At 56.3% G+C, this 14,005-nt stretch carries 13 protein-coding genes and 1 pseudogene; 6 read left to right on the plus strand and 8 right to left on the minus strand.

Annotated features, from left to right (window positions below):
• Positions 1–10: 10 nt before the first annotated feature.
• Positions 11–1,900 carry an ABC transporter ATP-binding protein gene (locus IDH45_RS08200; RefSeq protein ID WP_190926400.1) on the plus strand — a complete coding sequence of 630 codons (1,890 nt, stop codon included), beginning with the start codon at positions 11–13 and terminating at the stop codon, positions 1,898–1,900.
• Here IDH45_RS08200 and IDH45_RS08205 read toward each other — a convergent pair.
• The 3 genes from IDH45_RS08205 to IDH45_RS08215 are packed head-to-tail and all read right to left on the minus strand — an operon-like array spanning position 1,891 to position 2,834.
• The gene (locus IDH45_RS08205; RefSeq protein WP_317891171.1) at positions 1,891–2,064 is read right to left on the minus strand and encodes a ferrochelatase; all 174 of its coding nucleotides are present in this window, start codon (positions 2,062–2,064) and stop codon (positions 1,891–1,893) included. The two genes, IDH45_RS08200 and IDH45_RS08205, sit on opposite strands and share 10 nt — an antisense overlap.
• Positions 2,061–2,384 (minus strand): hypothetical protein, encoded by a 324-nt coding sequence (locus tag IDH45_RS08210; RefSeq protein ID WP_190926521.1) that lies wholly within the window; start codon positions 2,382–2,384, stop codon positions 2,061–2,063. Before IDH45_RS08210 ends, IDH45_RS08205 begins: the two co-directional genes overlap by 4 nt.
• Positions 2,385–2,396: 12 nt before the next feature.
• Positions 2,397–2,834, minus strand: a complete 438-nt coding sequence (locus tag IDH45_RS08215) for a hypothetical protein (protein WP_190926404.1) — start codon at positions 2,832–2,834, stop codon at positions 2,397–2,399.
• Positions 2,835–3,175: 341 nt separating this feature from the next.
• Between IDH45_RS08215 and IDH45_RS08220 the strand changes: the two genes are divergently transcribed.
• Complete coding sequence (locus tag IDH45_RS08220; RefSeq protein WP_190926406.1) at positions 3,176–3,349, plus strand: hypothetical protein; 174 nt, start codon at positions 3,176–3,178, stop codon at positions 3,347–3,349.
• Positions 3,350–3,597: 248 nt separating this feature from the next.
• Positions 3,598–5,559, plus strand: coding sequence for a heavy metal translocating P-type ATPase (locus IDH45_RS08225; protein ID WP_190926408.1), 1,962 nt, complete (start codon positions 3,598–3,600; stop codon positions 5,557–5,559).
• Positions 5,560–6,489: 930 nt separating this feature from the next.
• On the opposite strand, the gene IDH45_RS08230 is transcribed toward IDH45_RS08225, so the two are convergent.
• Positions 6,490–7,131 carry a DedA family protein gene (locus IDH45_RS08230; protein ID WP_190926410.1) on the minus strand — a complete coding sequence of 214 codons (642 nt, stop codon included), beginning with the start codon at positions 7,129–7,131 and terminating at the stop codon, positions 6,490–6,492.
• A gap of 139 nt (positions 7,132–7,270) precedes the next feature.
• Here IDH45_RS08230 and IDH45_RS08235 point away from each other — a divergent pair, with 139 nt between their 5' ends.
• Positions 7,271–7,957, plus strand: a complete 687-nt coding sequence (locus IDH45_RS08235) for a response regulator transcription factor (protein ID WP_190926412.1) — start codon at positions 7,271–7,273, stop codon at positions 7,955–7,957.
• Positions 7,947–9,206 carry a sensor histidine kinase gene (locus tag IDH45_RS08240; RefSeq protein ID WP_190926414.1) on the plus strand — a complete coding sequence of 420 codons (1,260 nt, stop codon included), beginning with the start codon at positions 7,947–7,949 and terminating at the stop codon, positions 9,204–9,206. Before IDH45_RS08235 ends, IDH45_RS08240 begins: the two co-directional genes overlap by 11 nt.
• A 203-nt stretch (positions 9,207–9,409) precedes the next feature.
• Here IDH45_RS08240 and IDH45_RS08245 read toward each other — a convergent pair whose 3' ends face one another.
• Entirely contained in the window at positions 9,410–10,747 is a 1,338-nt protein-coding gene (locus tag IDH45_RS08245; RefSeq protein ID WP_190926416.1) for a PASTA domain-containing protein, read from the minus strand.
• A gap of 262 nt (positions 10,748–11,009) precedes the next feature.
• On the opposite strand from IDH45_RS08245, the pseudogene IDH45_RS35195 reads away from it, so the two are divergent.
• Positions 11,010–11,453 (plus strand): annotated as a pseudogene (locus tag IDH45_RS35195) (class I SAM-dependent methyltransferase); the annotation flags it as partial.
• 91 nt (positions 11,454–11,544) lie between these two features.
• Here IDH45_RS35195 and IDH45_RS08250 read toward each other — a convergent pair.
• The 3 genes from IDH45_RS08250 to IDH45_RS08260 form a co-directional block, all read right to left on the minus strand.
• Positions 11,545–12,012 (minus strand): hypothetical protein, encoded by a 468-nt coding sequence (locus tag IDH45_RS08250; RefSeq protein WP_190926418.1) that lies wholly within the window; start codon positions 12,010–12,012, stop codon positions 11,545–11,547.
• Positions 12,013–12,044: 32 nt separating this feature from the next.
• Positions 12,045–12,830: an aldo/keto reductase gene (locus tag IDH45_RS08255; RefSeq protein WP_317891173.1), complete on the minus strand. Its 786-nt coding sequence runs from the start codon at positions 12,828–12,830 to the stop codon at positions 12,045–12,047.
• Between the two features lie 189 nt (positions 12,831–13,019).
• A complete protein-coding gene (locus tag IDH45_RS08260) occupies positions 13,020–13,931 on the minus strand; it encodes an S-layer homology domain-containing protein (RefSeq protein ID WP_190926422.1) in 912 nt (303 codons plus the stop codon).
• Positions 13,932–14,005: the final 74 nt, after the last annotated feature.

A 14,005-nucleotide genomic window follows, 5' to 3' on the forward strand; every position in this document is an offset into this window, starting at 1 on the left:
AGGAGGGGAAATGAAAAGATCTAGCCGCTATTCGTTAGGGCGCTGCATGATGCTGCTCGTATACCGGATATGGAGGGCTATGCCCGTGCTTGCATCGGTATGGCTCGCCGTTCCGCTGCTGCTCGGGCTGCTGCTCGTTCCGGGCTTCGCGGCGCAGCGGGAGCTGATCGATCTATTTACAGGAGGAATCGGCGGCAAAAGCTGGACCGAGATGCTCGCGTTGGCCTGGCAACCTGTCGTCGTGATCGCGGCCGTCGCGATGCTCCGCTCGTCGTTATCCGCCCTGGACCAGATGACGGATTCCGGGTTGAAGGACCGGGCGTCGATGCTTCTGCAGGCCGAGGTGCATGCCAAGGCGGTCGGCGTTCCGCTCGAGCGGATGGAGCAGGCCGGCTACTATGACCGGTTGGACCGAGCCAATCAGGCGGCCAGGTCGGAGCTGTTCGACATTTTGCAAAACGGGATTGCGCTGCTCCGCCTGTTATTCGAGTTCGCGGGGCTGCTGGTCGTATGCTGGCTGGCCGATCCGGTCGTCGGCGTTATTCTTGCCTTCGTGTTTACGGTGTCATTCGCGATCCGTCTGGAAGCGGATATGGTGAAGCGCAGGTTGAACCGGGAGCTGACGTTCTCCGGCAGATACTCCGACTATTTGCGCAGCGCTGCGGTCCAGCCGGCGACGGTGAAGGAGCTTCGTTTATTCGGATCGATGAGCTACCTGATCGGAAAATGGCATGCGGTCACGGAGCAGGCGGTTACACTTCGCGGCGATGCGAACCGGAGAGAGATCCGTCACGGCATCGTCGTATCGGCCGTTCAGATCGCCGGCCTGTTCGCTTCGATCGTATGGCTCGTTTTGCAGATGAAGGCGGGAACGTTTACGGCGGGAACGCTGGTCGTCGTCTTCCAGGCGATGAGGCAAGCTTACGGAATATCCGGAAGAATGGCGTGGCCGGTAGGGAAGCTGTATTTGCAAAGTGCGAAAATCACCGACCTGGTCCGGTATTTGCATGAACCGCCGGAGACGGAGGCGGGAGCAGGAGAGAGGACTGGGGCAGCGGAGCGCCGGGAGCGTTATGGTCCGGACGGAGCGTCCGCCGCAGAGAGCCGGTCTTCCCAAGTGCCGGGCGAAGAGGGGTGCATCGTGTTCGATCAGGTGGAGTTTCGTTATCCCGGCGCTTCGCAGCCGGTGCTGCGTAATATCCGGCTGGAGCTGAAGCCCGGCGAGACCGTAGCGCTTGTAGGGGGAAACGGTGCGGGCAAATCGACGCTCGTCCGGCTGCTGCTCGGTCTGTACGAGCCGACATCGGGCCAAGTGACGTGGGACGGTACCGACTACCGGGAATTGGACCGGGAGCTGTTCCGAGAATCGGTATCCGCCGCGTTCCAGGACTACGTCCGCTATGAAACGACGGTTCGCGACAACGTCGGTTTTGGCCGGCCGGACCTGCTGAACGACGACGATTCGGTCCGGCTCGCGATGCGGGCGGGCGGGGCCGAGCGGATCGGGGGCGGTGATCTCGATTCGCGGGTCGGGCTTGTGACGGAAGGCGCCCGCGAGCTGAGCGGCGGACAATGGCAGCGTCTCGCGATCTCCCGCGCCGCGATCCGCCCGGCCCGCCTGCTGGTGCTCGATGAGCCGACCGCCGCGCTGGACCCGCAGCACGAACAGGAACTGTACCGTTCGTTCCGCGAATTGTCCCGAGGTCGGACCGTGCTGTTCGTCTCGCACCGGCTCGGCTGGGCGCGGTACGCCGACCGGATCGTCGTGCTTCGGGACGGTGCGATCGCCGAAGAAGGAACCCATGAAGCGCTGATGGCTGCGGATTCCTGCTATGCAGCGATGTTTCGGGCGCAAGCCTGGTGGTATTGCGACGAGAGAGGGGGGAAAGGTCAGCCTTGAACCTCGGAGGCGTCGATGAAACCGGCGACGATTCGCTCCAGTGCGGTCATAAAATCGTCCGAATCGTTCGGATATTGAACCGATACGAATTCCATGCCGAGTTCTCTGGCTTTCACGCTGCAATCGTGGCCGCAATCATAGACGACCTCGACATTTTCCGTCACGGTGAGCAGGTCGCATGCGACGACGGCGGCCGCTCCGTCTGCGGCGGCTTCTCCGATAAACGGCGGCGTATGCTTGAACGCGGTATACACCGCAATCTTCTCGCCGTAACGAAGCTCCAGCCTTCGTTCAAGCGCCCGGGCTGCCGGGCTGTGACCGCGCCGAGCGGATCGACGGTTCCCAGGCGCCGGTAACGCTTGGCCGCATCCGACATAACCGATTCCACCGGCAGGCGGCCGTGGAACAGGTGCGAGTAAAAGGCAGGCAGCTCGTCTATCGAAGCAATCGAACAGTAACCCATCAGAAAAACGGCTTTTTTCATAGTCGAATCTCCTTATTTCCTGAAAGGCCCGGGATGAAACCATTCGGCCAGTTCCCTAACCGTATCGTCGTTATAGCGGTTCGGGAAACTGTCAACGCTCCCCATCGGCAGCACAATACCGGGAATTCCCCTACTACCGTAACTTTGTTTGACGGCACTCGCCGCCTGAAACGGTATGCGATTACCTTCTCCGTGATGACCGCCGCTATAATTGCCGCCGTAATAGCCGCTTGCTCGCTGGGACCGGTATGCATACCGTTCAGCAGAACGACCGCGATTTTGGCGCATAAGCTCGGTCTGCCTGCCTGGACCGCTTTCTCCGATCGGGAGCTGCTGGTCGTTGCTCAGGTCCGTCTGCCCCGCGTACTGGCGGGCGCTATGGTCCCACGTTTGTCCTCCTGTGATGGTTTCTTCCTGCCGATCCGCTGCGCCACAGCGTTCACTGAACATTTCTTTCCCTTGGGCATATAATTTTACTTTGGTTTAAAATTTTTCCTTTAGGTAAACAAAATGCCCGAAAAAAAGACGGGCGCCGATCGGGCTTCCGGATGATTTTTATCGTACAATATGAAAGTTTTCCTTGCGACAAATATTTTCCTGAATGCAAGAATGATTCGGTATATCGAGTTAAATACAGGAATCATGAGTTACTTTGAATTATTAATCGAAATATGGGGGCTATCTGTGGCAGCCGCTCAAAAAAAAGCTTGAAATGTTTTTTAAATGCGGTATGATTATGATAATGATTATCATTCTAGTAGGTCATTACGATTTGACGAGGAGTGCCGATGATGACTTTCATGGTCCCGATCTTATTTGTCATATTGCTTGCGGTTGGCGGGATGGCCATATTTACCGGATGGGAGAACATTCGCCAGACGAAAGCTTGGAAAGCGCAGCCGGCCCGTACCGGCAGAGCGGTCCGATTGGACTGGAGCGGTTCGGAAGCCCGGGGGATGAAGTAACAGTTAATCAAGGCGTGACTCCGTTCGTCGTAATAACTTAATCGTGGCCTGAGAAAAGCGGCGTTATAATCGGCGCTTTTTTTATGTTGACGTTATTCGGTTATTTATTTATAATAAGTATAAATAAGAACCGATGCTAAATAAAAAACGAGCTTTCTTATCATGCTGTTCCCAATCGGGAGCAGCATGAGTCATTTTTAAGGTACTAACAATGGTTCTCAATCTCAAATAGAATGGAGCGATCGAACATGAACTCATCCCTTAATAACGTGGACCGCAACGTCCATTCCCCCATCGTGAAGCCGTCCATCCACAGCGTCAAATCGTGGATCGCTCAATACGGCGAAGGAGCGGCTGCGCTTCTAAGCGGCTTGCTGATTGCCGTCGCTTGGTTGCTCGGGAACGTCTCGGACACGGCTTCCGTACTCGTCTACTTGCTTGCCTTCATTGTCGGCGGCTTCGCCAAAGCGAAGGAAGGGCTGGAGACGTTAATCCAGGAGCGCGATCTCGACGTAAACCTGCTCATGATCGTCGCCGCCATCGGTGCGGCTTGTATCGGGTACTGGGCGGAAGGCGCCGTTCTCATCTTCATCTTCTCTCTGAGCGGTGCGCTCGAGAGCTACACGATGGCGCGCAGCCACCGCGATATTTCGTCGCTGATGGAGCTGAAGCCGGAGACGGCCGTTTTGTATACGGATGGCCAGGAAACTGTAGTGCCGATTGAGCAGCTTTCCGTAGGCGATACGGTGATCGTGAAGCCGGGCGAGCGCATTCCGTCCGACGGCGTGGTGAAAGGCGGCGCTTCGGCGGTGAACCAGGCTTCGATCACAGGCGAATCCGTTCCGGTGGACAAAGTGGCAGGCGACGGAGTGTACGCAGGAACATTGAACGGCCAAGGCATCTTGTTCGTCGAAGTCACGCAGACGAGCGAGTCGTCGCTGTTCGCCAAAATTATCCGTCTCGTTCAGGAAGCGCAAAGCGAGAAGCCGGCGTCGCAGCGGTTTATCGAACGGTTTGAACGAATTTACGCCCGAGTGATTATCGCCGGTACGCTGCTGCTTGTCCTAGTGCCGCCGGTATTGTCGGCGGTAAGCTGGAGCGATGCGTTTTATAAAGCGATGGTATTTCTCGTCGTCGCTTCTCCTTGCGCCCTCGTCGCTTCGATTATGCCGGCCGTGCTGTCGGCCGTCTCGAACGGTGCCCGCCAAGGACTGCTCGTCAAAGGCGGCGCCCATCTGGAGCATTTGGCGAATACCGCGGTTGTGGCGTTTGACAAAACTGGCACCTTAACCGAGGGCAAACCCGCGGTGACGGATGTAGTCGCATTCCGGTCTTACACGGAGGAGCAGGTGCTGGAGATCGCCGCTTCGATCGAAAGCTTCTCGGAGCATCCTCTGGCCAAAGCCGTCGTTCAGCACGCGGCTGAGCGCAAGCTGGAAGTAGGCCGTCCGGACCGGTTCACGTCGCTGACCGGTTTCGGAGTAGAAGCGGACTACAAGGGCGGGACATGGACGATAGGCAAGCCGGAATGGACGGATGCGGAGACGCGGGAGGCCGAGGTAACCGCTGCCGTTCATGAACTGGAGCAGCAGGGCAAGACGGTTGTCGTCCTGCGTGGCAGCGAAGGTCCGGCCGGCTTGATCGCGATGCAGGACCGCATCCGGCCGCAGGCGGCTGCCGTCGTCGCCCGTCTGAAACAGATGGGCATAAAGGTAGCGATGCTGACCGGCGACCAGGAGCGGACGGCTCAGGCGGTAGCTCGCGAAGCCGGCATCGATCTCGTCTACGCCCGGCTGCTGCCGGAGGAGAAGGTAGCGCGAATTAAAGAGCTGAGACAGACGTACGGCAAAGTCGCGATGGTCGGGGACGGCGTCAATGACGCGCCCGCGCTTGCGGCGGCTACGACGGGCATCGCCATGGGAGGAGCGGGCAGCGACTCCGCGCTCGAGACGGCGGATATCGTTCTGATGAACGACGATACAAGAAACATCGCCACCGCGATCGCGCTCGGGCAAAAAACGAAAAAGATCATTAAACAAAATCTCGTCTTCTCGATTTCGGTCATCGTTCTGCTGATCGCGGCCAACTTCCTGCAAGGGATCGCGCTTCCGCTCGGCGTAGTGGGGCATGAGGGAAGCACGATTCTCGTCATCTTAAACGGACTGCGCCTGCTCCGCGGCGTTCCGGACCGGTTCGCTTCCGGCGAATAATCGAAGAAGGCAATCGTCGCTCTTGGGAGCCGGAGACGGTTCACTGGATGGAATGTATACTTGGTTCACTGTACTAAGCGGGAAATGCGCCTGTTATGAAGTTTGAATGTAGAAGACAGCTCGTACAGCTCCTCGTAAGAGAGTACAGGAATGGGCAATGGGGCAGAAGGTTTGCATGAATTGGCAAGGGTCATGCTATAAGGATGTTGTTTGTCCCAAAAGTGTTTGCCTGATGGAGAACTAGCCCCATTTCCAAACGAAAGGACCTCGATTTCCACGGTAACAGTGGAGGTTGAGGTTCTTTTCTCAAGGAAAAACCGGGTCAAAGGGTGCCTCGCAACTCGAAAAATGAACTTGACAAGTAGTAGCCGGTTTTGGGAACAGTCCCTTTTACCAAGCCAGAAAGTGCCGCAGGCCGTTCATCGTGGCAAGTGTAACAGGGAGACGCCTCATACGTTGATCAATGTCCCGTTTATGGGGGTGAGAGACCCGAATAAGGGTGGTTTGTACCCTTTAATTTGCCCGAAAACCAGCTTGGACACGAAATAAGAGCGGTTTGAAGCTGCTAAAATCGGCGAAAAGAGCGCACACCCCATCCGGCGGCTGAAATAAGAGATGCAAACCGCTTCTATTCGTCGCTGTCACCCTAATATGGAGAAAATAGCGGGTGCCAGAGACTCTTATTTTGTGGATTGGGGCTGTCTGTCTCAACGTCTCAACCGTCCTGTTGCGATGTTCGAGCCCCGCTTACAACCGATTTTCCCCTTGCAAATAAGACCTCAATCTCCACTTTACCGTGGAAGTCGAGGTCCTTACGTTTGGAAAGTGGCCTATTTCCCTCTCATGCGAACGCCGTTGGCACAGTTCCTCTTTTATAGGCTGCCAAGCCAATTGAAACTTCACAGGAAATGGAGTCGATCCGCGCACCGTTTATCGTTTGAACGAATGACGCTCCATCCGGTTCGGCTTCCATAGCCGGGCCGCTTTTATTTTGCGGGACAGCAGGGCGATAACGTAGATCGCGGCAAGTACGCAGGGCAGCCATACCCATTTGAGCCCGGTGGTGGAGATGTAGCTCCACAAATCCTGGACCTGATCACCCGCTTGAAATCCGATGGTGAAATAAATGGAAGTCCAGACCAAGGCCGGTGCATAGGCAAAAAGGGCAAATCGCTTGAACCTCATCCGGTTCGTTCCCGCGAGGATGGGCATCAGATGGCGCACGACAGGGAAAAAACTGCTGATGCACAATGCGAAGCTGCCGTACTTCCCCATCAGCCTCTCGGTGAAACGGATATATCGGCTATATTTCTTATTCCGCAGACGGGCAAGCAGCTTGACACCGATCCACCGGCCGATCGAATAACCGACAGTTAGTGCGACGGCAAGACCCATATATATCGTGGCAAAGGCAGCGATCGGATAAAACAGCCCGCTGGAAGCGGCGGCGCCACCGGTCATCACGACAATCTCGTGCGGCAGCGGAAGCCCGAACAGACCGAGAGCGAGCTGAATGAACAACGCCCAGTACCCTGCGTCGTCGATAAGACGGTAGATGAGATCGACGTTCATCCCGGTTGCCTCCTTTATCGAATGATTCTACACGTTTAGTATAGTCCCGGACTATTTAAATTTTCTTAAAACGGTCTAATCTGCTACAATCAATTCGAACGAAATTATACGGTATCCGGATGAAAAGGATGGGGGCTTAATGAGAGTTCTGGTTGTTGAGGACGAGCCGTCTCTGCAAAAAGTGATACAGGACGTATTCGAAAGCGAGTCGTTCCAGACCGATTGCGCAGCTACCGGAGACGACGGATATTTTTTGGCGGAGCAGGCAATTTACGATTTGATCGTGCTTGACATTATGCTGCCCGGGATGAGCGGGATCGATATCGTCAAAAAGCTTCGCGAGAGGTCGATCATGACGCCGATCATACTGCTGACGGCCAAAGACAGTCTGGAGGACCGGGTAGCCGGACTGGATGCCGGGGCGGACGACTATCTCGTCAAACCTTTTGCCGTATCGGAGCTGCTGGCCCGGACGAGAGCGGTGCTTCGCAGGCAGGGAACGATTCATGCCGACGGCTTGCTCGTATGCGGTCCGATCCGGCTCGTGCCGGCGCTCCGGGACGCTTTTACGGGGGAGCAGGCATTAAAGCTGACGACCAAGGAATACGATCTGCTTGAATTTTTTATGTGCAACAAAGAGCAGATTTTGACCCGTGAGCAAATTCTGCACCGGATCTGGGGCTTCGACTCCGATACCGCTTCCAGCGCCGTCGATGTGTACGTCCACCTGCTGCGCAAAAAGCTGGCTGCCTGCGGCGTCGAATCGTTACTGCAGACGATCCGGGGCGCGGGGTATATGTTCAAGGGGGAGCAGCATGTTCCATAAAACCAGGATACGCCTGGTCCTGTTATACTCGATCGTGATCCTTCTGATTTTGACCAGCTTCAGCGCGTTATTGTATGCGTATGTCCGTTACAAGCTGTTTGAGCAGGTCGACACAGGGCTTCAGCAGACGGAACGGAAGATCGTCCGGCTCGGCTTTCAGGATATCCATCCGGAGCTGGACATCGGCACGTTTTATTTGTTCTGGAACACCCAGGGGGAGCTGCTGAATCCGCTTCCGAAACGCTTCATCCCGGTCGAGCACCAGTACGGGTTCCGCCAGGAGCTGACCGAGCGCACGATGAAAAACATGACGTATAACGGGCAAAGCTACAGGCTGCTGCAGTTCCCAAATGAAGGAAAAATCAAGCGGCCGTCCGACGATCCGTCCGTTCCCGTCATAGCGGCGGTGACGCTGCTGAAAGATTTGGGCGACGAGAAACGGATGCTGAAAGCGCTCCGGTTCGTCATTTTTATCGGAATCGCGGCAGGTATCGTGTTATCCGTCATTGCCGGCTTTTTTTTGGCGGGACGATCGCTTATTCCGATCCGGCGTTCATGGGACAAGCAGCAGCAGTTCGTGGCAGACGCTTCGCACGAGCTCAGGACGCCGACTACGGTCATTCAGGCGCAGACGGAGCTGCTGTTCCGTCATCCCGGCCATACGATCGAGCAGGAAAGCGAAAACATCGCCAATGTGCTGAAGGAGAGCAAGCGGATGGGCAAGCTGATCGACGATCTGCTGACGCTCGCGCGCTCCGATTCGGACCAGTTGCAGATTCAATCGAACACGTTTCCGCTCGGTCCGCTCCTGGAGGATATTGCCCAGCAGTTCCGGTACTTGGCCGAAACGAAAAGCATTACGATCAACACCGATATACAGGAAGGAACGGTATTCCGCGGGGACGAGGGCCGAATCCGCCAACTGATCGTCATTTTACTGGACAACTCCTTGAAGTATACGCCTGCGGACGGAACGATCGAGCTGCACTGCCGCAAAAGCTCCAGCGCCGTTCATCTGGTCGTCAAGGACAGCGGCTGCGGCATCGGCCAGGAGCACATCTCCCGGATATTCGAACGGTTCTACCGGGTCAATATTTCGCGTTCGCGGACGGAGGGCGGGACCGGGCTCGGCTTGTCGATCGCCAAGTGGATCGTAGAGGCGCATGACGGCGACATCCGCGTCCAGTCCGAGCTGACCAAGGGGACGACGTTCCATATTACCTTTCCGCAAAAAAAACAAAGAGAGTAACACAAGAAGGGCTTCCCGGGCGCATGTTACCATGACGCATTGCCGGAGAAGCCCTTTGTTTTAAAGGCCGGAATGTGTAAGTTTCCTAAGGTGTTCAAAATGGTGAAATAAAATATTTTTAACAAGGAAATCCTTCACCTACGCAAGGTCATTCATCGTGGCTAAGGCTTCGTTAAGAAGCTTTTCTTTTTATTTCTGTCCCGTTATGGCGACGGGGGACCTTTGCTGACCCAGAACGTAACTTTGCTGCCTTTCTCCACTTTCTTGCTCGGAACCGGGTCCTGCCGGATCACAGTGCCCGCTGCCTGAGTGCCGAATTCGATAAAATATTCGTATTTGAGACCGTAGGCCAGCGCCAGCTTCTCGGCGTCTTCCCTAGCCAGGCCGGTTAAGGTCGGGATGTCCACCACATCGCCGGAACCGGACCCGGGAGCGGGAGTGACCGGCGGTTTTACCGGGTCAGGCGCAGGCTGATCTTTTTTGGGCACCTCCGTAGGCCCCTGCTTCTGCTGGGCCGGCTGATCGGGCGTAGCGACGGACGGCGCTTCCTCCCCTTTATTGCCAGTAATTCCCAGCAGCAGCGTAAATACTCCGACGAAAACGGCGACCCCTACAAGCGCGAACGCCCCGCCGATCCAAAGCGACTTGCTGATCCGGAATAAGCGCCCCTTCCGGCCGTCCGAAACAGCCTCATCCGCCTCCGCTTCATCGGCTTCCGCCTGCAAGTCGTCGTTCGGATCTTCATCAGGCACCGCTTCATAACGGCGTTCATGATCGTCGGACGGGGAGCGCGGTTCTTTACGCGAAGGCAGCGGGGGAGCGAGCGGATCGCCCGACCGGTTGTCTCCGTGAACGATTTCCGGGCGCATATCCGAGACGATACGGACGAGATCGGCAGCCGTAATGTTTTCCTGCCAGCCTTCCGTTAGAGCCGTAATCGCCGTTTCCTTCACCGAGGAAGGAACGTGGCGCATCGCCTGCCGGAGCTGGGCGGAGAACGTGCCCGCTTCCGCAGGCACGACAAGCGAGCCGACAACGAGCTGGTACAAGAGCCCGCTTAAATGTTTGACGAGTCGATCCTTGAAGGAAGGCGCGTTCCACGTATCGATGACGTTGATCCGCATCTCCTCGGTAACCCATAGATTGCCGGCTTCGAGCGAGAAGTCGAGCGGTCTCTGCTCCGCTGCGTCCAGCAGGGCCGCACCGAAATCGCCCACCATCGAGGCGGCTTCCTTAAAGGACAACGGATGCTCCTGAATGAAATCGCGCAGCGGGCGGCCTTCCTTGTAATTCAGGACGGCGCGCAGTTGCTCCTCTCCGACCTCGACATCCAGAACGTGCATAAATTCCGGCTGGTGAAGGCCGTGAGAAGCTTTGCTCAGCCCGGCGATCGCTCCGGACTTGCCGGTTTCTCCCTGATACGGAATTTCGTATATGAATACGAGCCGTTTTAAGGCCGTGTCTTTGCCGATATATAAGGTGCCTTGCTGGAGCGGTGTTACGAGCCTCTCCAGAATATAACGGTTTGAAAATGGCTTCATCTGGAATCCCCCCTATATGTCTATACCCATATTGTTCGCGTACGCCGCTGCTTTTTGGGGTAAGAGAAAGCTCTGAATGCGAAGCTTTCCAATAAAATACATAGGAATGATTGCGGAGCCTTGATCGCAGCTTGGCAGAGCCGTATAGACAATTCCTATAACTTTAATACGATTTATAAATTTCCTGATGGAAATCCGGTTTTATATACTGAAATTGACAAGCACATCGTTCAACAAATACAAAATACAGGGAGGTGTCCGGATGTCCGACATTGTGAAAAACCAATTTGATAGTGCGGCGGACCGTTACGACAGCCAGAGAAAACGGTTGATTCCTTGCTTCGACGACTTTTACAGCGCGGCCGCCTCCTGGATCGAGACCAGCGAGCCGGCTCCGCGCATATTGGATCTTGGCGCAGGCACGGGCCTGTTCGCCAGATTCGCCAGACGGAAGTTTCCGGAAGCATGGCTGACCCTGGTCGATCTGAGCGATAATATGATCGGGCCGGCGCGCACCCGATTTGCAGGAGACACCCGGGTCGAATGCATTGTAGCTGATTATACTAGTTATTCGTACCGGGGACAATACGACGCTGTCATCTCTTCGCTGTCAATCCATCATTTGTCCCATGAACAGAAGAGAGCGTTGTTTCGCACCGTCTACGAACTGCTGCATGAGGGAGGCGTCTTCGTAAATGCGGATCAGACTTCGGGTTCGACGCCGTATTTGCCGCACGAAAAGCCGGCCCGTCGAAAGGGCCGGCTTAGGCTTCATGCATCCACAGCGGCGGACAAGGTCAGGAGCGGGAAAACCCTTCCTCCTGCAAATATTCGACCGCTTCCTCATACGTTTCGAACACCGAATCCAGGTTCAGCCCGGCGAATATGTACCAGAAGTCGTCCTCGAACTTCAGCGTCAGCGACTGGTTGCCGGTGCCGGTCCATCGTTCGCTGCGCGGCTGGCCGCTGGCTTGGGCCGGTTCGGCCGCCGTCGACAGCGAACGGATCGAGTCCGCGATCAGGGAACGAAGCTCATGCTCGGGCAGATCCCGGATGTTGACGAACCCTTTGTCGTCCGCAGGGCAGTCGGGAAGCAGTCCGGCGTATACGAAGCCGTTGCCGTTCGGATGGAGATGATAGACGACGTTTTTCTTATCGTGCACGCTTCCGGGATACTGGAAGTTGACGCGCCCGAGCGAGACGTCTTTGCGCTCCAGCTCGGCGAACGATTCGATGATCGCCAGTTTCTGTTCAAAGCTTAACATGCTGATTCCCCTTCGTCATTCCGCTTCGTTTTTTAGAAATTAAAGTTGTCCGGGTCCGCACCGACGCGGGTATCGAGATTGAGACCGTCGATTAATGACATATCCTCCGCGGACAGCTGGAAATCGAAAATATCGGCGTTTTCGCGAATACGCGACGGCGTAACCGATTTTGGAATCGTAACGACGCCGTTTTGCAAGTCCCAGCGAAGAATGATCTGGGCGGGAGACTTCCCGTATTTTTGGCCGAGGCCGACAAGCAGCTCATGCGAGATCAGCTCTTTGCCCTGCATCAGCGGACTCCATGCTTCCATCTGAATTCCGTTCTTTTGGCAATAGGCAAGCAGCGGGCGCTGAGAGAGCCGGGGATGATACTCGACCTGATTGACCATCGGCTTGACCACCGCATCCTGCAGCAGATCGTCGAGATGATGAACGTGGAAGTTGCTGACGCCGATGGCGCGCACGCGGCCTTGCTCATACAGATGCTCCAGCGCTTTCCATGTGTCCTTATACTTGCCTTTAACCGGCCAATGAATCAGGTACAGGTCCACGTACTCCAGACCGAGCTTGCCGAGGCTTTGCTCATAAGCGGCCAGCGTCGAGTCGTAGCCTTGATCGGCGTTCCACACTTTCGTCGTAACGAACAATTCATCGCGGGAGACGCCGCTATCGCGAATAGCCCGGCCGACGCCTTCCTCGTTGCCGTATACGGCCGCCGTGTCGATGCTGCGGTAGCCGGTTTCGATCGCAGTCCGGACCGCATGCTCGACCTCCTGGCCTTCCGTCACTTTCCATACGCCGAGCCCGAGCCAGGGCATCCGAACGCCGTTGCCAAGTACAGTCGTGTCCGTCAAATGTGAAGCCAAGTGCAGCCTCCTCCTTCTCACCTGCAGAAATGAATATCATCCTAGGATTCGCGATCCTCTTCCAAAATACCATCCCGGGACATCCGATGCAAACAGGGAAGGGCCGCTCTGCGCCATCGCCTTCGGGAGTGCGGCAAACGGCTACGGACTCACCCTCGCGATCACGGCGGCGGCTTCCGCGCGCGTAATCGGCCGGTCCGGCCGGAACGTGCCGTCATCATAACCGTCGAACAGCTCAGCTCGAACGGCCGCATAGATGAGGCCTTCCGCCCAATGACCTTCGACATCGCCAAAGGCCGCAGCCGTCCCGCCGTCTTGTCCCGACGTGTCCAGCGCTTCGCTTCGGGTCAGGATCGCCGCAATCTCCGAGCGTGTAATTTCCTGGTCCGGCCGGAACGTGGAGTCCGGGTAGCCGTCGACAATGCCGTATTCGATTGACGTTGCGATGTAGGTTTTGTAGGGGGACTTGGCGATGTCGGTGATGTCCGGACCGCTGCCGTTCGAGAGGAACAGCTGTTTGGCTTTGACCAGATACGTTATCAATTCCGCTCTCGTAATGTTCTGCTCCGGCTTATACAGCAGCTTGCCGTCTTCGATATAACCGTCGACGGCCCGTTTGCGATGAAGCGCCAAGATCGAATCCCGGGCCCAATGTGCTTCGATATCGGATAATTCCGTCGGAATGCCGTTAAGCGACAATACATAGTTGACGATCGCTTCGTAGTCTTCGTTCCGGAGCGTGGCCGGCGCGTTTTGCGGCATCTCGGTGCTGATATAGCCGTACGCCTCTTCGAAGGTGCCGTATTTTTTCTTGAAGCGTTCTGTCGTCAGCGCCGGATTCGAGCCCCGTCCTGCGCCGTCTGCGGCATGGCACGACAAGCAGTGCTGCTTGTACAGCTCTTCGCCGGAAGACAGGGTCCCGGAGGCGGAGCCGGCGTTCGTCTGAGCGGATGTGGGGGGCTGCTGAAAGGGCAGGGCGGCAGCGGCCAACGCGACGGTGCCGATCGCTGCGGCAATCAGCCATTTGCGTTGACGGTCCGTGATAAGCGGCATGGTGAACGGCCTCCTTGTTGTGGGGTTAAAAGTGTCATCCACCAGCGTATCACAAGTTTATGACATTCTTATGA

The organism is Paenibacillus oceani (assembly GCF_014705615.1).
GTDB classification, from domain to species: domain Bacteria; phylum Bacillota; class Bacilli; order Paenibacillales; family NBRC-103111; genus Paenibacillus_AB; species Paenibacillus_AB oceani.